The organism is Trichlorobacter lovleyi, assembly GCF_015239775.1.
Lineage (GTDB): Bacteria > Desulfobacterota > Desulfuromonadia > Geobacterales > Pseudopelobacteraceae > Trichlorobacter > Trichlorobacter lovleyi_B.
In genome coordinates this window covers 3141066-3161811 of sequence record NZ_CP058409.1, presented here as the reverse complement: position 1 = coordinate 3161811, position 20746 = coordinate 3141066, and the positions used below count along the sequence as shown (strand labels likewise).

Here is a 20746-nt window from a genome sequence, read left to right as displayed (position 1 = left end):
TACATGACCGGTAATGAAATTCGCGCACGTTTTTTGAAGTATTTTGAGGATCGGGGACACGTTGTGGTGTCAAGTTCCGGGCTGATTCCCCAGAACGATCCGACCCTGATGTTTACCAACGCCGGTATGAATCAGTTTAAAGACTGTTTTCTGGGGATGGAGGACCGGGGCTATTACCGGGCTGCTTCCTCCCAGAAATGTGTCCGGGCCGGTGGCAAGCATAACGACCTGGAAAACGTTGGGCGCACTGCCCGCCACCATACCTTTTTCGAGATGCTGGGCAACTTTTCCTTTGGTGATTACTTCAAGAAGGAGGCGATCGCCTTTGCGTGGGAGTTCCTGACCAAGGATCTGGGGCTGGATACCAGCCGCCTGTATGTGACGGTCTATACCGATGACGATGAGGCGGCCGATATCTGGCATCAACAGGAGGGAGTGCCTCGCGAGCGGATCTACCGCTTTGGTGAAAAGGATAATTTCTGGTCCATGGGTGACACCGGTCCCTGCGGCCCCTGTACCGAGATCTTCTGGGACAACGGTCCTGAGGTTGGCTGTGGCTCGCCTGATTGTGCCGTAGGCTGCGACTGTGACCGCTATATGGAGATCTGGAACAACGTCTTCATGCAGTTCAATCGCACGGCTGACGGCGTGCTGCATCCGTTGCCCAAGCCGGCCGTGGATACCGGGATGGGACTGGAACGGATCACCACGGTCATGCAGGGTGTTCGCTCCAACTACGATACCGACCTGCTGCAGGGGATTATCCGTCATATCGAACGTCACAGCGGCAAGAAATATGGCGATAATGAAAAGGATAGCGTCTCGATGCGGGTGATCGCTGATCATTGCCGGGCAGTGACCTTCCTGATCTGTGACGGTGCCCTGCCCAGCAATGAAGGACGCGGCTATGTGTTGCGCCGGATCATGCGCCGGGCTGCCCGACATGCCAAGATGCTGGGAGTGGCCGAGCCGCTGCTCTGCCGGATGGTGGATGCGGTGCGGGAGATGATGGGGGATGCCTACCCGGAACTGGCCGAGCGTGAGACCTATATCCGCAAGGTGGTGCTGGCCGAAGAGGAACGCTTCAACGAAACCCTTGACCGTGGTTTGGCAATTTTGAATGAAGAGGTTGCCAGCCTGCGTTCTAGCGGTAGTTCCGTTATCCCCGGCGAGACCCTTTTCAAACTCTATGATACCTTTGGCTTCCCCGTGGATCTGACCGAGGACATTGTCCGGGCTGAAGGGTTCACGGTGGACGAACCTGGCTTTGAGGCCTGCATGGAGCATCAGCGGGAGCTGGGGCGCGAACATTGGAAAGGCTCCGGGGCTGCCGGTATTGCCGATGTCTACAAGGAACTGCACAACCATGGTCTGCGGACCAACTTTGTCGGCTACGGCAGCCTGACGGCCTTTTCGCCGGTCACGGCAATGCTGCGTGATGGCAGCAAGATCCAGTCGGCAGCAGCCGGAGACCAGATTGATCTGATCTGTGAAACCACCCCTTTCTATGGCGAGTCAGGTGGCCAGGCCGGCGATACCGGTTGTATCTCCAGTGGCAGCGCCCATCTTGAGGTGCTGGCAACCTCCCGGCCTTTCACTGACCTGGTGGTGCATCATGCCTTGGTCAAAGAAGGGGCCATAAAGACCGGAGATGCCGTCAGCCTGACCGTCGCCGTTGATAAGCGCCGGGCAACGGCCCGCAACCACTCTGCCACCCACCTGTTGCAGGCGGCCTTGCGGCAGGTGCTTGGCGAACATATCAAACAGGCCGGCTCGCTGGTTGAACCAAACCGCCTGAGGTTCGATTTTACTCACTTTACCGGTGTGACTCCTGAGGAGCTGCAACAGGTTGAAGATCTGGTCAACGGCTGGATTATGGATAATGCCGAGCTGAACATCCGTGAAATGGGGATGCAGGAGGCGGTGGAAAGCGGTGCTACAGCGCTGTTTGATGAAAAATACGGCAGTACCGTGCGGGTTGTGCGGATCGGTGAAGTGAGTGCCGAACTGTGCGGTGGTACCCATGTGCGGGCAGCCGGAGATATCGGCCTGTTCAAGATCCTGTCCGAGGGTGGGATTGCTGCCGGGGTACGCCGGATTGAAGGCGCAACCGGCTTTAACTCCCTCGGTTTTGTGCGTCGGCTGGAAGGGGATCGTCAGGCCGTGGCAGATCTGCTCAAGGCCGACAGCAGCAAACTGCTTGACCGGGTGGAAAAACTGGTGGAGCGCCAGCGTGAACTGCAGCGTGAAGTGGAGACGTTACAGGGCAGGCTGAATGCCGCCCAGTCCGGTGATCTGCTGTCCCGGGCTCAGGAGGTGGCAGGGGTCAGGCTGCTGGCCGTGCAGGTACAGGTTGCGGATATCAAATCACTGCGGGATATGGCTGATCAGTTGCGTGACAAGCTTGGATCTGGTGTCGTTGCGTTGGGGGCAGAGCTGGATGGCAAGGCGAACCTGCTGGTCACGGTAACCAAGGATCTGACCAGCCGTTTCAAGGCTGGTGAGCTGGTGGGTAAATTGGCGCCGATTGTTGGCGGACGTGGCGGTGGTAAGCCTGAACTGGCTCAGGCCGGCGGCAGTCAGCCTGAAAAGCTGCCGGAAGCACTTGCTGCTGTGGCAGCACTGATGGGGTAACCGGCATGCTCAATCGTTCCGGAAAGCAAATTGTTATACTGGTCGTGGATGACGAGCTGGTCATCCGTGACCTCTGTAGCAAGGGGCTGAGGAACTACCGGGTTCTGCAGGCCGGCTCACCTCAGGAAGCCCTGGCCTGCTACGCTGCTGAGCCGGTTGATATGGTGCTGACGGATGTGCAGATGCCGGGTGGGAACGGTATCGACCTGCTGCGTGAGATCAAAAAGAACGATCCCAATGCAGTGGTTCTGATCATGACCGGCTTTGGAGACAAGGAAACGGTACTGGAGGCCTTGCGGGCCGATGCCGATGACTTTATCCAGAAGCCGGTTAATCTGTTGCAACTGCAGACGGCAATCGAGAAGGCGCTTGGCAGACGCGCCCTGAAGGAAGAACTGGCTGCCATGCACAGCCTTGACAGCCTGAAAGGGGCATTTCTCTCGCTTGTCTCCCATAAGCTGAAGACGCCGCTAACCTCCTTGTCACTGGGGCTTGAAGAACTGGAACGTTATGCCTCCCGACTGCATCCGACCGAGGCCTGTCACCTGCGGCTGGTTTCAATGCGGGAGGACCTGGAGGCACTTTCCAGCCTGATGACGTCACTGGTGCGTATGCATCAGGCATTGGGGGTCGCGGGAGGAGAACCGGTCAGGTGTGATCTGGCCGAGGTGGTAAAGAGCGCCGCAGCATCCGTGCAACGTGCCTCAACAAAGCGGGATATGGCACTTTTACTTGAGCTGGAAACCTCGGCAACGGTGCTTGGTAACCGCGACCGGCTTATGTTTGCACTGCAGCAGATCCTGGAAAACGCCTTCAAGTTTTCCAGCGACGGCGCTACGGTGGCAATCAGGCTGACCTGTGTTGATGGCCATGCGGAGATCGCAATCCAGGATAGCGGTTGCGGTATTGCGGAAGAGGAAATGCCCAAGATCTTTGAACGGTTTTATCAGGTTGACCCGGATGCCACCGGACAGATCCCGGGATTTGGCCTGGGCCTGTTCTGTGTGCGGGAAATCGTCAGGCAGCATGGCGGCTCAGTTGCGGTCAACAGCCGGCTGGGGCAGGGGACCACGGTGACCATTAACCTTACCTGTGCAGAGGAGTGATTGCGTTGTGAAACATCTTATTGATAAAGCCAATACCCTGATGGAGGCACTGCCCTATATCCAGCGTTTTTCAGGCAGAACCTTTGTGATCAAGTATGGCGGTCACGCCATGTCGGACGAACGGTTGAAGGAATCCTTTGCCCTGGATGTGATCATGCTCAAGTCGCTGGGTATCAATGCCGTGATAGTGCATGGCGGCGGTCCCCAGATCAATGAAACCCTGAAACGCTACGGGATTGTCTCCGAGTTTGTACGCGGCATGCGGGTGACTGACGGCGAGACCATGTCGGTGGTTGAGATGGTGCTGGTGGGGCAGGTCAACAAAGAGGTGGTGGGCTACCTGAACCAGCATGGCGGTAAGGCGGTTGGTCTCTGTGGCAAGGACGGCAGTCTGCTGTTGTCCAAAAAGCTGCTGCAGGAAGTGACCGGCGAGAACGGCACAATTGAACAGATCGACATCGGTTATGTGGGGGATGTGGTCAAGGTCAACACGGACCTGATCAAGAGCCTGGAGCAGGGCGGCTACCTGCCGGTGATTGCCCCGGTTGGTGTCGGGCTGGCCGGCGAAAGTTACAACATCAATGCCGACGTGGTGGCTGGCCGGGTCGCCGCAGCCTTAAACGCAGAGAAGCTGATCCTGCTGACGGACACCCCTGGCGTGCTGGACAAGAATAAACAGTTGATTCAGAAGATCAGCGTTGCCCAGATGCATCGACTGATTGAAGATGAATCAATCACCGGCGGCATGATACCGAAGGTTGTCTGTTGTGCCGAGGCGCTGAATGATGGCGTGAAGAAGGCCCATATTATTGACGGAAGGATGGAACATTCGGTTCTGCTTGAGATCTTTACGGATGTTGGTATCGGGACGGAGATAACCAAATAAGCGCTTATGGAAGGGGATTCCATGATGAAGAGACTTGCCGTTGCCGTTACAGTATTGGCGTCGCTGCTGGTAACCGTTGCTGCTGTCCAGGCAAAGGAGCTGTGTGCGGGCAAGACACCGGGCACGATCACCTTTTTTGATCGCGAGATAGACCGTGACAAGCCGCTGCCGGAAGCCGTCACGGAGCTGGATTTCAGCAAGGAGATGTGGGCGCTGGTCTGTTTGACTGACCCGGTTGGCCCCCAGGCGGATGGCGGCAAAAAGTTCAGGGTGGTGCTGTACGTCAAGCAGACCAAGAGCTATGACGGCAAGTATTCGTCCTATGCTGCCAACGCGAAACAGGAAGGGGTCTTTCGTCCCGCCCTGTCAAAACCCCGCAGGGATATCATACTGTTTATGAATGAGGACTTTGCCACCGGCAAGGGGCTCAGTTACAAGCTTGATCCGGGTGAGTATGAGTTCCGTCTACAGGCAGCCACAGAGAAGGGGACCGGTAAGCTGGACCTGACCATTGACTGGAAAAATGATGTGGCCTACATTCAGGAATTGCGTAAAGCGGGCTACGTGGCAGATGGCAGGATCAAGGTACTAAAGCAGAACTAAGGAAGACAGAAATGACGAATCAGCAATGGGTTGAACGGTCTGACAAGGTAATCATGAAGACCTATGGACGCTATCCGATCGTGCCGGTCAGAGGCGAAGGGTGCCGTCTGTGGGATGCTGACGGCAAGGAATATCTGGATTTTCTGGCCGGTGTGGCGGTGAACAATCTTGGGCACTGTCATCCCAAGGTGGTCAAGGCACTGCAGGACCAGGCAGCCACCCTGATCCACTGCTCCAACTACTACCAGATCCCCCAACAGATTGAGCTGGCCGAACTGCTCTGCAGCCACAGCTTTGCGGATAAGGCCTTTTTCTGCAACAGCGGGGCTGAAGCCAACGAGGCTGCCATCAAGCTGGCCCGGAAATACAGCCGCGAGAAACACAATAACCCGGAACGCTACGGCATCATTACCGCTGCCGACTCGTTTCATGGCCGTACCATGGCCACGGTCTCAGCCACCGGCCAGGAGAAGGTACAGCGCTTTTTTGACCCCCTGCTGCATGGCTTTGCCCATGTAGCGTTCAATGATCTGAGTGCGCTGTCGGCAGCCATCACCCCTCAGACCTGCGCCATTATGCTGGAACCGATTCAGGGGGAGGGGGGCATCAATATCCCTTCCATGGAGTATATGCAGGGGGTGCGGGAGCTGTGTGACCGTCACCAGCTGCTGCTGATCCTGGATGAGGTGCAGGTGGGAATGGGGCGTACCGGCAAGCTGTTTGCCCACGAACACTTTGGTATTACACCGGACATCATGACCCTTGCCAAGGCACTGGCAGGTGGTGCGCCGATCGGTACCATGCTGGCACGGGATGAGGTGGCAGCTTCATTTGTGCCAGGCACCCACGGTTCCACCTTTGGTGGCAATCCGTTGGTAACCGCTGCCGCGGTGGCCACGGTGCGGGCCATTCTTGAGGAGGGGCTGCTGAACCGGGCTGAGGAGATGGGCGAATACCTGCATGGCGAGCTGGAAAGGCTGGGTACCCGCTATTCCTTTGTCAAGGAGGTGCGAGGTATCGGCCTGATGATCGGCATGTCGCTCTCAATTCCCGGTGGTGATATTGTTAAAAAGGGACATGAAAAGGGCGTGTTGCTGAATGTGACCCATGACACGGTGCTGCGTTTTGTGCCGCCCCTGACAGTCAGCAAACAGGAAGTAAACCGGATGATTGAGATTCTGGAGAGCATATTCAAGGAGATAGAGGCATGACACGGCATTTTCTTGCGCTGCACGATTTCACCAGGCAGGAGCTGGATGCCATGCTGGCCCTGGCTGCCGACCTGAAGCAGAAACAGAAAAACGGTGTTGAACACCACCTGCTGAAAGGCAAGACCCTGGCCATGATCTTTGAAAAGGCCTCCACCCGTACCCGCATCTCCTTTGAGGTCGGTATCTACCAGCTGGGTGGACACGGTCTGTTTATTTCGTCTGCCAACTCCCAGATGGGGCGCGGTGAGCCGATCAAGGACTCGGCCCGGGTGATGGCGCGCTACTGTGACGGCGTGATGATCCGTACCTTTGGCCAGGAGATCGTGGATGAGTTCGCCCGCTACTCTGATGTGCCGGTGATTAACGGTCTGACCGACCTGTTTCACCCCTGCCAGATCATGGCAGACCTGCAGACGGTGATCGAACAGAAGGGCGGTTACCAGGGGCTCAAGTTTGCCTGGGTGGGTGACGGTAACAACATGGCCAACACCTGGATTGAGGCCGCCGCCATTTTGGGGTTTGACCTGGCGCTGGCCTGTCCGCAAGGCTATGAGCCGGACCGTCATGTCTGGGAATGGGCTCAGAAGCAGGGTACCGCCACGATTACCATTACTGAAGACCCTGAAGAAGCGGTGCGTGATGCCGATGTAATCAACACCGACGTCTGGGCCAGCATGGGGCAGGAGTCTGAGCAGAAACAGCGGGAATTCGCGTTTCAGGGCTACTGCGTGAATGACGAGCTGCTGGCGGTGGCCAGACCAGACAGCATCGTGCTGCACTGCCTGCCTGCCCACCGTGGCGAAGAGATCAGTGAGAGCGTGATTGAAGGAAAACATTCTGTGGTATGGGACGAAGCGGAAAACCGTCTGCATATACAAAAGGCCATTATGGCCACTCTGATGCAATAACAGAGATTTTTAAGGAGACACGCAATGGCAAAGAAACAAGAAGTGAAAAAGATCGTCCTGGCCTACTCCGGCGGGCTGGATACCTCCATCATCCTTAAGTGGCTTAAAAATGAGTATGGCGCGGAGATAGTGGCATTTTCCGCTGATCTGGGGCAGGGGGATGAACTGGCTCCGGTGCGCGAAAAGGCGCTTAAGACCGGTGCAAGCACCGTCTATATCGATGACCTGCGCGAAGAGTTTGTCCGTGACTTTGTCTATCCGATGTTCCGGGCCAATGCCATTTACGAAGGGCACTACCTGCTGGGTACGTCCATTGCCCGCCCGTTGATCGCCAAGCGCCAGATGGAGATCGCCAAGCTGGAAGGGTGTGATGCCGTCTCCCACGGGGCCACCGGCAAGGGTAACGACCAGGTCCGTTTTGAGCTGGCCTACTACCATTTTGACCCCTCCATCTCCGTGATTGCGCCCTGGCGGGAGTGGAAGCTGAACAGCCGCAAGGCGCTGATCGCCTATGCCAAGAAGAACGATATTCCGATTCCGATCACCAAGAAACGTCCCTGGTCCTCAGACCGTAACCTGCTGCATATCTCCTTTGAAGGCGGCATCCTGGAAGATACCTGGGCTGAGGCGCCGGAAGAGATGTATGTGCTGACCTGTAAGCCGGAAAAGGCCCCCAACAAGCCGCAGTATGTTGAGATCGAGTTTGAACAGGGCAATGCCGTGGCTGTTGACGGTGTGCGGATGACACCGGCCCAGCTGCTGGCGCACCTGAACACCATTGGCGGCCTGCATGGTGTCGGCCGGGTTGACCTGCTGGAAAACCGCTCGGTTGGCATGAAGTCACGCGGTGTCTATGAGACCCCCGGCGGCACCATCCTGCGCGAGGCCCATTCCGCGGTTGAGCAGATCACCATGGACCGCGAGGTAATGCGGATCCGTGATTCGCTGATCCCTGAATATGCCCGTCAGGTCTATGCCGGCTACTGGTTCTCGCCGGAGCGTGAAATGCTGCAGACGCTGATTGACGAGTCTCAAAAGACGGTCAACGGCGTGGCACGGGTCAAACTGTACAAGGGACATTGCCGTACGGTTGGGCGCAAGTCCGAGACCAATTCGCTGTTCAATCTGGACTTTGCAACCTTTGAAAAGGACAAGGTCTACAATCAGGCCGATGCCGAAGGCTTTATCAAGATCAATTCCCTGCGGTTGCGGATCCGCTCCCTGATGCAGGGCAAGAAGTAAGGTGTGACCAGACCGCGTTACAGGAAGGAACATATTGTCACTTCAGTTGTGGCGGTAATTATTGATGAACAGGAACGGGTGCTCCTCACCAGGAGGAGCATCCCCCCCTTTAAGGATATGTGGGTTATGCCGGGGGGGAAGATCGACCTGGGGGAGCCGATTGCCACAGCACTCAGACGGGAAGTGGATGAAGAGGTCGGGCTGGATATTGAGGTCGGCAGCCTGATCGATGTGTTTGAACATGTCACCCCCGGTGAGGAAAACTGCCATTACATTATCCTCTTTTACCGCTGCAGGCCGGTTCATTATGACCTGAGCCACAATCCCGATGAGGTCTCTGAGGCAGTCTGGGTCGCGCGAGGAGACCTTGCTCGGTACGATATGCCTGAAGGGACGCGCTCTATTCTGGGAACCCTGTTTCCCGAGCTTGCTGCCTGACCGTCAGGAGAGCTGCGATGCCAATGGTTATCGATAAAAAGGTCCAGCTCTCCTTTCCGTTGGGGCACCATCTGCATTGTCTGATTGCTCAACTGCCTAACCACCTGCATCGTGAGGTTGGTTTTCATCCTGTTGAACAGGAAGCACAGTGGGAGGCGATCAAATCAGTCCTTGACCTGGTGGCTGCCGGCGAGGGGAACCTTAAGAAACTTCATTTTCTGCTCTTTCCTGAATCGTGCCTGCCGGTCAACCGCCTGGATGAGCTGCTGTTGGTGATTGAAAAAGGATTCCGCCCCAATACCGTTACCATGATCGGTGTTGAGCATGTCAGGCTGCGGGAGTATCGCCGGTTTCTTGAACGCTTCAAGGCAGATAACCATGAGGCGATCGAACTGGTTGACCGTGACATTGATTCGGGTGATGTGCTGGAGATGCCGGTTAACTGGTGCATGGTCCTGGTCAAGGAGTCAGACGGAGGACTGCGGGTCTTTCTTGAGGCCAAGAGCCATCCGTTTCACGGTGAGGAGTTTATCGACAAGTACCATGACCTGTATCGCGGAAGACACTTCTACCTGCTGCGCAGTAGACCTTCCTGCTTCAATTTCATGGCGATCATCTGTCTCGACTACCTCTACCGGGATCTGTACAGCTCAAATATCAAACAGATTATCGATCATGCCAACCAGCTGTTCTTTACAACGCGGCAAGGGCTGGATACCCTGTTTGTGATCCAGTGTAATCCGAAACCGGAACACCAGGCCTACCGGGATGTGGTGTGCGGATTCTACGGAGAATACCTGGAAGACCTGCCCGGTGTCCGTGAAACAGTAACGGTTTTCGGTAATGCCTCTGACGAAACCACGCTGGAAGGCACGGTCCAGTCCCAAGGCTTTGGCCATTCCTATGTGGTGATCAACCGGAATCACCGCCTGGAAAAGGTACAGTCCCGTGAGTTTGCAACCGATGATTTCAGCGGCGCTCCGGTCTGTCGCCTGCGTTTTGGCAGCGCCACCCGGCTGCTGTATTTTAACCTGCCGTTACACCATGAGATCGATCCACGCAGCTCCCGTGTGCCGCTCAAGGTCCATACCATCATGCAGCGTTCATCACGGGGTGGATGGGAAAAAGTCACCTCATCAGGGTATAGCGGCGAAGATGAAGCTGTAACAGAGTCCAACGTACAGAAGGAGTAGCAGAGTATGTCTCAAAACAAGCTGTGGGGCGGGCGTTTTACCCAGCCAACGGATAAATTTGTAGAGGAATTTACCGCTTCAATTGATTTTGATAAGCGTTTGTACCATCAGGATATCCGCGGCTCGGTTGCCCATGCACGGATGCTGGGACGGCAGGGGATTATTCCTCAACAGGATGTGGAGCAGATTGTCCATGGTTTGAAGGATATCCTGGCGCAGATCGAGTCCGGCCAGTTCGACTTCTCGGTCGGGCTGGAAGATATCCATATGAATATTGAAGCCCGTCTGTCCCAGAAAATTGGTGAGGCCGGCAAGCGGCTGCATACCGGGCGTTCGCGCAATGATCAGGTGGCGCTGGATATCCGGCTCTACCTGCGCGATGAGATCGTTGAGGTGGTGGCCTACCTGGATATGCTGATTGATTCGTTACTGGAGCAGGCTGAAAAGAATCTGGAAGTGGTGATGCCCGGCTTCACGCACCTGCAGTCAGCCCAGCCGATTCTGTTTTCGCACCATATGCTGGCCTATGTGGAGATGTTCAAACGTGACAAGGGGCGGATGGATGACTGTCTCAAGCGGGTCAATGTCCTGCCGCTGGGGGCTGGTGCACTGGCCGGTACCACCTTCCCGATCGATCGGGAGTATGTGGCTGAACAGCTCGATTTTCCAGCGGTGACCCGGAACTCACTGGATTCTGTCTCTGATCGTGACTTCGCCCTTGAGTTCATTGCTGCCTCTTCAATCCTGATGATGCACCTTTCGAGGCTGTCAGAGGAATTGATCATCTGGTCAACCAGCGCCTTCCGTTTTGTTGATCTGTCCGACGGTTTCTGTACCGGCTCCTCGATCATGCCACAGAAAAAGAATCCTGACGTGCCGGAGCTGGTGCGGGGCAAGACCGGGCGTGTCTATGGCAATCTGATGGCTTTGCTGACGGTGATGAAGGCCCTGCCCTTGGCCTACAACAAAGATATGCAGGAGGACAAGGAGCCGCTCTTCGATACGATTGACACCGTAAAGGGCTCTCTCAAGATCTTTGCCGACATGATTCGTGAGATGCGGGTAAATAGCAGCTCCATGGGGCGTGCAGCTGGTCAGGGATTTTCCACGGCGACTGATGTCGCTGATTATCTGGTGCGAAAAGGACTGCCGTTCAGAGATGCCCATGAGGCGGTCGGGAAAGCGGTGGCCTACTGTGTCGAAAATGAGATGGACATTATTGATCTGTCCCTGGCTGAGTGGCAGCTCTTCTCCCCCCATTTCAGCGATGATATCTTCGCTGCGATTACGGTGGAGGCCAGTGTCAACGCCCGTGATGTGATTGGTGGGACTGCCCGTAACCGCGTTGAGGATGAAATCCGGCGTTGTCGGGAAGGTAAATAGGGATGCCGGCGCGACGGAACAGGCTCCTGCTTGTGTCTGTGCTGGTGCTGATGTCCGGCTGTGGCAAAAAAGGGCCATTGCTCTATCCGGACATGCTGGTTGCTCAACCGCCGCAACAGCTGAAGGTTGAACAGAGCGGCTCTCGCCTGCGGTTGTCATTTGACCTGCCGGCTAAGGACCTGTCAGGCCGCAAGCTTGAAGACCTGGAGGCGGTACTGGTCGGGCGGCGTGTCTACCAGGAACAGGATTGCATCAGTTGTCAGGATCAGTACCAGAATCTGCAGAAGATTGATCCTGTTTTGCCGGCACCGGCTCAGCGTCATGGCAACCGGATTGTCCTGATTGATGCCGATGTCCGTGCTGGTGAGCGTTATCAGTATCGTCTGCAGACAGTGCAAAAAGGCGGCATAACCGGTAATGCAACGGTCACTGCGGTGACTGCGCTGTTGCCCCCCCCAGCAGCACCCGGGCTCAAGGCCTCCGTAGCATTTGGTGGATTTGTTACGCTTGATATCACTGGCATGGTGCCACACGGCGCCTCCCTGGTTGGGTACACCATCTACAGGGCTGAAGGTGATGGTGTACTTGTGCCGGTTACTTCGCTGGCCAGTGGCATTACCCACTATGAGGATCAGGCGGTACAACGTAATCGCACCTATCGTTACGCTGTCAGCACTGTTGTCAAAAGGAGTGACGGGGTTGTTGCGGAAAGCGAATTGTCCGCACCTGTTGCCCTGACGGTCGCGGATGATCCCGGCTAATGGGCGCCCTGATGTCGAGACAGTAGAAACACAAATGGCGACCGGATGCCCGGTCGCCATTTGTGTTTCTGACATTGTGAAGCCGTGCAGCGAAATTACTTCGCAACGGTCTCCAGAGCCTTGATCGCAACATCCTTGTAGGGGTTGGCGAACAGGATGATCAGACAAACAACCAGAACGTAGATGGCCAAGGACTCGATCATGGCCAGACCGATCATCATGGTGGTCAGGATCTTGCCGGAAGCGCCGGGGTTACGGGAAACGCCTTCAACAGCACTCTTAACAGCCAGACCTTGGCCAATACCGGTACCGAAAGCGCCAATAGCCATACCAAAACCTGCAGCCAGCATACACATTGTGAAAAAGTTCATCTGTACTACCTCCGTGTGGTGTGTGCTCCTAAACAGTATAGGAGTAAAATGGGATTAACGTAAGTCTTAGTGTGCCTCTTCCAGGGAACCCTGGATGTAGATCATGGCCAGCAGCATGAATACAAATGCCTGGATGAATGAAACCAGTACACCCATCAGCATCATCGGCAGGGGTACCAGGAACGGTGCCAGTGCAAAGAAGATCATCAGAACCAGTTCGTGACCGTTCATGTTGCCGAAAAGACGCAAGGTAAGTGAGACCGGACGGGAGAGGTGACCGATTACCTCGATGAAGAACATCAGCGGGGCCAACCACCAGATCGGACCCATGAAATGCTTCAGGTAGTGAAAGCCGTGGTGTTTGATACCAACCACATGGGTAGCCAGAAATACCACGATTGCACAGGCCGCCGTCGTGTTGACGTTGGCGGTCGGCGGGTAGAAACCGGGTATCAGGCCAATCAGGTTGGACACCAGGATGAAAATGGCCAGTGTGGCGATTAAGGGGAAAAAGGGACGTCCATGCTCGCCCATGGTTTCGACGATCATGTTTTCAATACCGTCAACCACCACTTCCATGAAGTTTTGTACGCCGCTCGGGATCGTCTTCAGGGCACGGGTTGCAATCAGTGACAGCGCCAGCAACAGCACGATGACCGTCCAGGTATAGACGACTGCGTTTGCAGAGGCGTCAGAGATATGCAGCAGGTGCTGCAGCTTCGTGCTCAGGAATTGGAGAAACAACAACGGGTGGACCATGGGTCAATCTCCTTTATAAAACGCTGAATACAGTGTTAATGCAATGATAACTGCCACTATGACTGACAGCCCGACCAGAAGGGCGATAATGGAAAAATGCCCTGAAGTCAGTACGGCATACAGTATAACGGCGGTAATACTCAGGCGAAGCAGGTAGCGCAGTGCTGCAGAGCCCGCTGTGGGGGAAGCCTGACTGTCAAGCAGTTGGCGTAGTGTCCTGCGCTGCCAGACAAAATTAATAATGGCAATGCTGCCACCAGCCAGAATACCAAGGCCAACCGGCGTCGTGTAGAATAAGAAACCGGCAACTGTTGCAATAAAGAGCAGAATTGCGCTTGATTGCAGAATAACAGTAGGCAGCCTAGCCTCGTTGATCAGTGTCACGGTTCAAATTCTTAATTTCGCGCCGGGTAATGACATACACATTTTTAAATCCGGCAGCGATACCAATCAAAAGAAATAACCAGAAAAACCAGGGTGCTGTACCAAACCAGCGGTCAAGAGTCAGGCCAAACCAGACACCGATGGCAATCGCGAGCACAACCGATATACCCATGCTGGAGACAGTACCGATATTGCGGAAAATGTCACGAAGTTCGCTCATTTCCGCCCCCTGTCAACACGGATTGTATACAAAACCTGTCTCTCATAGCATGGTATGGCTTTCAGTGTCAATTATTTCGTGAATCATCTGATAAGTTTGAAGCATTTACGGGCAGCAGCAATGGTTGCCTCGATGTCCTGCTGAGAATGCGCCGCAGACATAAAGGCCGTCTCAAATTGTGAGGGGGCCAGGTAAACCCCTTCTTCGAGCATGGCGAGAAAATATCGGGCAAAGGCCTTGGTGTCGCAGGTTGCTGCAGTTGTCCAGTCAAAGACTTCGTTGGGGCTGAAGAAGGCGCAAAACATGCTGCCTACTCTCGTGGAATACAGTGGATAGCCCGCTTCGCGGGCAGCCAGTGCAATTCCTTCGGAGAGCTGACGGCTCTTTTCCTCAAGCCGATCATAAAATCCCGGCTGTTGCAAAAGTTTCAAGGTCTCAATGCCGGCTGTCATGGCCAAGGGATTGCCTGACAGGGTTCCTGCCTGGTACACCCTCCCGGAGGGAGAAAGCTTTTCCATGATCTCACGTTTGCCGCCGAAGGCGCCAACCGGTAGGCCGCCGCCTATGATCTTGCCCAGTGTCGTCATGTCCGGTGTTACGCCATACAGGGATTGTGCACCGCCGTAGGCAACCCGGAAACCGGACATAACCTCGTCAAAGATCAGGATGATGCCTTCGTTGTTGCAGAGCTCCCGCAGGCCTTCAAGGAAGCCGGGGCGGGGAGGGACGGTGCCCATGTTCCCGGCAACGGGTTCGAGAATTATACAGGCGATCTGTCCGCTGTTCTCTGCGATAAGGGCCTTGACGGACGCTAGCGAGTTGTATTCGGCGGTCAGGGTGTGTTTGGCAAAATCCGCAGGCACGCCTGGTGAGTCTGGTACGCCGAAGGTGGCAGCTCCGGATCCGGCTTTGACCAGCAATGCGTCGGCATGGCCGTGGTAGCAGCCGGAGAATTTGAGGATCTTGTCGCGACCGGTATAGCCACGGGCCAGGCGTATGGCGCTCATGGTGGCTTCGGTGCCGGAGCTGACCATGCGGACCATCTCAATCGATGGCACGGCATCGATCACCATCTGGGCAAGCGTGATTTCAAGCTCTGTCGGGGCGCCGAAGCTGGAACCGTTTTCCATGCATTGTTTTACAGCGTTTACCACCCCGGGAAAACAGTGGCCAAGAATCATGGGCCCCCAGGAGCCTACATAATCTATGTAGCTGTTGTCGTCTTCGTCAAAGATATGGCTGCCGGAGGCGCGTTTGATGAAGAGCGGGTCTGCGCCAACGGATTTAAAGGCCCGGACCGGGCTGTTAACGCCACCGGGTATGATGCGGCGGGCTTGGTCGAAGAGAGTGTGTGAACGGGTGTGGGTCATCGGGTGGCACCTCCATGGTATGAGCGTGGATCAGTAGTGCTTTTGTACCTGTTGCTGTGTTCTTTTGTCAATTCAGTTCATTTGTCGTGGAAAATCTTGCTTCATTAATACCTAAATAGTCCTATAGGTCCTGTAAACATTAGCGAAATGAGTATGTTACATAGTTAAGAATGATTTAATGTAGGCTGAAAAAAACGGGAAAAAGTGCTTGACAACCGATACCCAAATGCAATAGGTTTGCTGCGTTTTGTATACAGTATACCTAAGTATTGAATGAACGATTGGGGAGGAAATAGCGAATGCTCGGTACCTATCTACCAATTATGCTGCTGATCCTGGTTGCGTTGGCCTTTGGTCTTGGTTCAGTGGTGTTTTCTTCGTTGATTGGCCAAAAGAAGTTCTCAAAGGTCAAGATGGCGCCTTACGAGTGCGGTTGTGAGCCGATCGGAACGGCGCGTGAGCGTTTCCCGATCAAGTTCTATCTGATCGCAATGCTGTTTATCTTGTTTGATATTGAAGCTGTCTTTCTCTATCCCTGGGCTGTCTTGTACAAGAAGCTTGGTCTGTTCGGCCTGGTGGAGATGGGGCTCTTTGTCGTGATCCTGTTTGTTGGTTATATCTATGTCTGGAAAAAAGGAGCACTGGAATGGGAGTAAATCAGCCCCTCGGTGGTAACGTAACCGTTACGTCACTTGACAAGCTGGTCAACTGGGTCAGGAAATCTTCCATCTGGCCGATGACCTTTGGTCTGGCCTGCTGTGCCATTGAGATGATGGCAACTGGTGCATCGCACAACGACCTTGACCGCTTTGGTATCATCTTCCGTGCTTCGCCACGTCAGGCTGACTGTATTATTATTGCCGGTACGGTAACCAAGAAGATGTTGCCGGTCATTCAGACGGTATATGAGCAGATGCCGGAGCCGAAGTGGGTAATTGCCATGGGTGCCTGTGCCTGCTCAGGTGGTATTTTTGATACCTATAGTGTTGTGCAGGGTATTGATGAGGCGCTGCCGGTTGATGTGTATATTCCGGGTTGTCCTCCTCGTCCAGAGGCGCTGCTGTATGGTCTGATGAAGCTGCAGGATAAGATCATGCAGGAGAGTAACTCGTTCGGTTCCGTATTCGGCCTGGGTGAGCGGGTATCCACGGTCTGATTTTCTAGGTTGCTACGAATTCACTATTACTGAAAAGGTTTCGACGCTATGGCAGACACAAATCGCGCCGTTGAAAAACTGCAAGGGAAGTTCGAGGCCTCCATTCTGGAGGTGAAGCAGGATCGTGGTGACTGGATCGTTACAGTCAAGAAAGAGGATATCGTTGCTGTTCTTGCGTTTCTGAAGCAAGAGTGCAAATTCGATATGCTGACTGATGTAACGGCTGTTGACTATCTCGGTAAGACTGCTGATCGTTTTATGATGGTCTACCAGTTGACATCGGTGCCATTCAAAGACCGGCTGCGTATCAAGGCACCGGTTGCAGAGGCTGACTGTGTTATTGGTAGTGCAACACAGGTCTATGGCTCAGCCAACTGGCTTGAGCGTGAGGTCTTTGACCTGTTTGGCATCCGCTTTGATAAGCATCCGGATCTGCGTCGTATTCTGATGACGCCTGACTGGGAAGGGCATCCGCTTCGCAAGGACTACCCGTTGCAGGGACCTGGCCGTGAGCCGTACAAGGGACGTCTTTCCTGATTAGAACCATTACGCACTTAACGAGCAGACGAGGCTATACATGGCTAACAATGAAATCATGACTATTAACATGGGGCCGCAACACCCCAGTACCCACGGCGTTTTGCGCATGGTGATCGAGCTGGATGGTGAGACCATTCTTAAGATTGATCCGGATATCGGCTACCTGCATCGTGGTGTCGAGAAGCTCTCCGAGCACCGCACCTATCATCAGACATTGCCATTGACAGACCGTCTTGATTATCTGGCACCGATGAGCAATAACCTTGGCTATATGCTGGCAGTTGAAAAGCTGTTGGGCATCGAGGTGCCTGAGCGGGCTCAGACGATCCGTATCATTATGACTGAGCTGACCCGCCTTCAGTCCCACTTGGTCTGGCTGGCCTGCCACGCACTTGATATCGGTGCCATGACCGTCTTTATCTACGCCTTCCGTGAGCGTGAAGTAATCATGGAGACGTATGAACTGATCTCCGGTGCCCGGATGACCTCCAACTTCTTCCGTGCCGGTGGTCTGTCTCAGGATGTGCCTGCTGAGTTTGAAAAGAAGGTACGTGATTTTGTGGCAGAGATGCCAGGCTTCATTGATACCTATGAAGGTCTGCTGACTGGTAACCCGATCTGGCGCAAGCGTACCATCGGCAACGGCGTCATCTCTGCTGAGGATGCCACTGACATTGGTATTACCGGACCTGCGCTCCGTGGATCTGGTGTTGATTTTGACCTGCGTCGTGATATCCCCTACGCCGGTTACGAGAACTACCAGTTCAAGGTTCCTACCGGCAAGAACTGCGATACCTTTGATCGCTATCAGGTGCGTCTGATTGAAATGCGTGAGTCCTGCAAGATCGTCAATCAGGCTCTTGAGCGTCTCAAGCCCGGCCCTGTGCTGGCTGATGCCCCGCAAGTTTGTTACCCGCCTAAAGATTCCGTCTATAACAGTATTGAAGGCCTGATTCACCACTTCAAGATCGCCAGTGAGGGCTACCCGGTTCCTGAGGGTGAGGTCTACATGGGGGTTGAGGCACCGAAAGGTGAGCTGGGCTTCTATCTGGTCAGTGATGGCAGCAGCAAGCCCTATCGTATGAGGGTGCGTCCACCTTCATTTGTCAACCTGCAGGCCATAGAAAAGATGGCAAAGGGTGCCATGCTGGCAGACCTTGTTGCAATCATCGGTACGCTGGACATCGTGTTGGGTGAGATTGACCGCTAAACTGAGACCGAAAAGGGAGGCCGCAGATGAGTGAAGCGGTTGCAGTTACAGAAAGTGCCGAAATGGAAGAGCCTGTCATCGACTTGGCTCTTGCAGAAGAGGTAATTCAAAAATACAAGGATATCCCTGGCAACCTGATGCCAGTGCTGCAGGGTATTCAAGATGCCTATGGGTATGTGCCACGCATCACTGTTGATTATGTGGCCGAGCGTCTGAATGTCTATCCCAGCCAGATCTATGGTGTGTTGACCTTCTATGCTCAGTTCCACCTCAAGCCGCGTGGCAAGTTTATTATCCGGGTTTGTATGGGGACCGCCTGTCACGTTCTGGGCGCGGAGCGTATTAAAGAGTCGTTTTATGATCGTATCGGTATTGGTCATGCTGAAACGACTCCGGATCGCCGCTTTACGTTTGAACTGGTGGCCTGTCTGGGCGCCTGCGGTATGGCACCGCTTGCCATGGTCAATGATGAGACCTATGGCAAGATGACAGTTCAAAAGGTAGATGAGATCATCAAGGAATATTCTTCGCTCCCGATCTAGTTCGGGACGTTCGTCAGGGGACAGAACACATGGCTGAAGCTATCAAGATATTGATCTGCCAGGGAACGGGCGGCATCTCCGCCGGCGCTAAGAAGGTAGAAGCCGAGTTCAACCGGATCATTGCCGAAAAGGGGCTGAGTGCTACCGTCGGCAAGCGCTGTGATATTGTTAAAACCGGTTGTCGCGGTCTCTGCGCCAACGACGTACTTGTTGATATCGTCGATGACAAGGGCTGTACTACCTATGACTTTGTTCAGCCTGAAGAGGTTGCCAAGCTTGTAGAAGAACATATTGTTGCTGGCGAGCCGAATGAGAAGCGCAAAGCCAAGCCTTACTATAACAAGTTTGTTGATGCCCAGCGTCGGATTGTTATGTCGGGTTGCGGTCAGATTGATGCAGAGTCGCTTGATGCCTACCTTGCAACAGACGGTTTTAAGGCGATTGAAAAGTGCATCAAGACCATGAAGCCTGCCGAAGTTACCGAAGAGGTGAAAAAATCAGGTCTGCGTGGTCGGGGGGGCGGCGGTTTTCCTACCGGCCTGAAATGGTCTTTCTGTGCAGCATCACCAGGGCACCATAAATATATCATCTGTAACGCCGACGAAGGTGATCCAGGTGCCTTTATGGACCGTTCGATTCTCGAAGGTGACCCGTACTGCCTGATTGAAGGCATGATGATTGCCGGCTATGCCATCGGCGCACAATTCGGTTATGTCTATGTGCGGGCTGAATATCCTCTGGCCATTGACCGTCTTCAGAAGGCGATTGATGTCTGCTATGAGAAGGGCTATCTGGGGAAAAACTGCATGGGGCTCGGTTTTGAGTACGACATGCGGATTAAAAAAGGAGCGGGCGCCTTTGTATGCGGTGAGGAAACCGCTCTGATGGCCTCCATTGAAGGGGAACGTGGTATGCCCCGTCCCCGTCCGCCTTTCCCGGCGGTCAAGGGCCTCTGGCAACACCCCTCCAACATCAACAACGTTGAAACCTTTGCAAACGTTCGCCACATCATTAACAACGGTGCTGAGTGGTATGCGGCAATCGGAACAGAGACCACCAAGGGTACCAAGATCTTTGCGGTAACCGGTAAGGTTAAGCATACCGGTCTGGTTGAAGTGCCGGCTGGTATGAAGGTGCGCGAGGTTATCTACGACGTTTGCGGCGGTATTCTCAATAACCGTAAATTCAAGGCAGTTCAGGCCGGTGGTCCATCGGGCGGTTGTATCCCGGCAGAAATTCTTGACACCCCGGTTGATTATGACTCCCTGATCAAGGCAGGTGCCATGATGGGGTCGGGTGGTCTGGTTGTTATGGACGAAACCACCTGTATGGTCGATGTGTCAAAGTTCTTCCTGACCTTTACCCGGATGGAGTCATGCGGTAAGTGTGTTCCCTGCCGGATCGGTCTGAAGGCCATGCTGGATATATTGATCAGAATTACTGAAGGCAATGGTCGTGAGGGTGATCTGGAGACCTTGATTGATCTTGGTACCACGATTAAGCAAGCCTCTTTGTGTGGTCTCGGCCAGACAGCACCTAACCCGGTGCTCTCCACCATTCGTTACTTCCGTGATGAGTATGAGGCGCATATCACCGATAAACGCTGTCCTTCAAACTCCTGTAAAGAACTGCTGCTCTGGCAGATTGTTGAGGATAAGTGTGTCAAGTGCGGTGCCTGCAAGAAGGCCTGTCCGGTTGATGCGATCGTCTGGGAAAAAGGGCAAATCGCCTATCTGGATAAAGAAAAGTGCACCAAGTGTAAGTCCTGTTATGACGCCTGCCGTTTCATGGCGATTGAGTAGACGGTTCCTAGAGACAACTTACGTAAG

At 54.4% G+C, this 20746-nt stretch carries 22 protein-coding genes; 17 read left to right on the top strand and 5 right to left on the bottom strand.

Features of this window, described 5'->3' with window-relative positions; genetic code table 11:
• Positions 1–3: 3 nt before the first annotated feature.
• The 11 genes from alaS to FY034_RS14625 are packed head-to-tail and all read left to right on the top strand — an operon-like array spanning position 4 to position 12365.
• A complete protein-coding gene (gene alaS / locus FY034_RS14675; protein WP_265551830.1) occupies positions 4–2634 on the top strand; it encodes an alanine--tRNA ligase in 2631 nt (876 codons plus the stop codon).
• Between the two features lie 5 nt (positions 2635–2639).
• Complete coding sequence (locus FY034_RS14670) at positions 2640–3740, top strand: hybrid sensor histidine kinase/response regulator (RefSeq protein WP_265551829.1); 1101 nt, start codon at positions 2640–2642, stop codon at positions 3738–3740.
• A 7-nt stretch (positions 3741–3747) separates the two neighbouring features.
• Positions 3748–4626 (top strand): acetylglutamate kinase, encoded by an 879-nt coding sequence (argB, locus tag FY034_RS14665; RefSeq protein WP_265551827.1) that lies wholly within the window; start codon positions 3748–3750, stop codon positions 4624–4626.
• Positions 4627–4647: 21 nt separating this feature from the next.
• Entirely contained in the window at positions 4648–5229 is a 582-nt protein-coding gene (locus tag FY034_RS14660) for a hypothetical protein (protein WP_265551825.1), read from the top strand.
• Between the two features lie 11 nt (positions 5230–5240).
• The gene (locus FY034_RS14655; protein WP_265551823.1) at positions 5241–6440 is read left to right on the top strand and encodes an acetylornithine transaminase; all 1200 of its coding nucleotides are present in this window, start codon (positions 5241–5243) and stop codon (positions 6438–6440) included.
• Positions 6437–7348 carry an ornithine carbamoyltransferase gene (argF, locus tag FY034_RS14650; RefSeq protein WP_265551821.1) on the top strand — a complete coding sequence of 304 codons (912 nt, stop codon included), beginning with the start codon at positions 6437–6439 and terminating at the stop codon, positions 7346–7348. Before FY034_RS14655 ends, argF begins: the two co-directional genes overlap by 4 nt.
• A gap of 24 nt (positions 7349–7372) precedes the next feature.
• Complete coding sequence (locus FY034_RS14645; protein ID WP_012471178.1) at positions 7373–8590, top strand: argininosuccinate synthase; 1218 nt, start codon at positions 7373–7375, stop codon at positions 8588–8590.
• 3 nt (positions 8591–8593) lie between these two features.
• Positions 8594–9028, top strand: coding sequence for an NUDIX domain-containing protein (locus FY034_RS14640; protein ID WP_265551819.1), 435 nt, complete (start codon positions 8594–8596; stop codon positions 9026–9028).
• 17 nt (positions 9029–9045) lie between these two features.
• Complete coding sequence (locus tag FY034_RS14635) at positions 9046–10221, top strand: hypothetical protein (protein WP_265551817.1); 1176 nt, start codon at positions 9046–9048, stop codon at positions 10219–10221.
• Between the two features lie 6 nt (positions 10222–10227).
• Complete coding sequence (argH, locus tag FY034_RS14630; RefSeq protein ID WP_265551815.1) at positions 10228–11604, top strand: argininosuccinate lyase; 1377 nt, start codon at positions 10228–10230, stop codon at positions 11602–11604.
• A gap of 2 nt (positions 11605–11606) precedes the next feature.
• On the top strand, positions 11607–12365 hold the full coding sequence (locus tag FY034_RS14625; RefSeq protein WP_265551813.1) for a hypothetical protein: 759 nt from the start codon (positions 11607–11609) through the stop codon (positions 12363–12365).
• 95 nt (positions 12366–12460) lie between these two features.
• Here FY034_RS14625 and atpE read toward each other — a convergent pair whose 3' ends face one another.
• From atpE to hemL, 5 genes are all read right to left on the bottom strand, one after another.
• The gene (gene atpE / locus FY034_RS14620) at positions 12461–12736 is read right to left on the bottom strand and encodes an ATP synthase F0 subunit C (protein ID WP_012471173.1); all 276 of its coding nucleotides are present in this window, start codon (positions 12734–12736) and stop codon (positions 12461–12463) included.
• 66 nt (positions 12737–12802) lie between these two features.
• A complete protein-coding gene (gene atpB, locus FY034_RS14615; protein WP_265551811.1) occupies positions 12803–13495 on the bottom strand; it encodes a F0F1 ATP synthase subunit A in 693 nt (230 codons plus the stop codon).
• 3 nt (positions 13496–13498) lie between these two features.
• A complete protein-coding gene (locus tag FY034_RS14610; protein WP_265551809.1) occupies positions 13499–13879 on the bottom strand; it encodes an ATP synthase subunit I in 381 nt (126 codons plus the stop codon).
• Complete coding sequence (locus FY034_RS14605) at positions 13857–14099, bottom strand: AtpZ/AtpI family protein (RefSeq protein ID WP_012471170.1); 243 nt, start codon at positions 14097–14099, stop codon at positions 13857–13859. Before FY034_RS14605 ends, FY034_RS14610 begins: the two co-directional genes overlap by 23 nt.
• An 83-nt stretch (positions 14100–14182) precedes the next feature.
• Positions 14183–15469 carry a glutamate-1-semialdehyde 2,1-aminomutase gene (gene hemL, locus FY034_RS14600; RefSeq protein ID WP_265551807.1) on the bottom strand — a complete coding sequence of 429 codons (1287 nt, stop codon included), beginning with the start codon at positions 15467–15469 and terminating at the stop codon, positions 14183–14185.
• A gap of 299 nt (positions 15470–15768) precedes the next feature.
• Between hemL and FY034_RS14595 the strand changes: the two genes are divergently transcribed.
• Genes FY034_RS14595 through nuoF form a run of 6 tightly spaced genes read left to right on the top strand, consistent with a single transcriptional unit; the run spans position 15769 to position 20719 of the window.
• Positions 15769–16125: an NADH-quinone oxidoreductase subunit A gene (locus tag FY034_RS14595; RefSeq protein WP_012471168.1), complete on the top strand. Its 357-nt coding sequence runs from the start codon at positions 15769–15771 to the stop codon at positions 16123–16125.
• Positions 16116–16625 carry an NADH-quinone oxidoreductase subunit B gene (locus tag FY034_RS14590; protein WP_012471167.1) on the top strand — a complete coding sequence of 170 codons (510 nt, stop codon included), beginning with the start codon at positions 16116–16118 and terminating at the stop codon, positions 16623–16625. The genes FY034_RS14595 and FY034_RS14590 overlap by 10 nt, the downstream gene beginning before the upstream one ends.
• Positions 16626–16673: 48 nt before the next feature.
• Positions 16674–17162, top strand: coding sequence for an NADH-quinone oxidoreductase subunit C (locus FY034_RS14585; RefSeq protein ID WP_265551802.1), 489 nt, complete (start codon positions 16674–16676; stop codon positions 17160–17162).
• A gap of 40 nt (positions 17163–17202) precedes the next feature.
• A complete protein-coding gene (nuoD, locus tag FY034_RS14580) occupies positions 17203–18375 on the top strand; it encodes an NADH dehydrogenase (quinone) subunit D (protein ID WP_012471165.1) in 1173 nt (390 codons plus the stop codon).
• Between the two features lie 26 nt (positions 18376–18401).
• Positions 18402–18917, top strand: coding sequence for an NADH-quinone oxidoreductase subunit NuoE (gene nuoE / locus FY034_RS14575; protein WP_012471164.1), 516 nt, complete (start codon positions 18402–18404; stop codon positions 18915–18917).
• 29 nt (positions 18918–18946) lie between these two features.
• Entirely contained in the window at positions 18947–20719 is a 1773-nt protein-coding gene (gene nuoF / locus FY034_RS14570) for an NADH-quinone oxidoreductase subunit NuoF (RefSeq protein WP_012471163.1), read from the top strand.
• Positions 20720–20746: the final 27 nt, after the last annotated feature.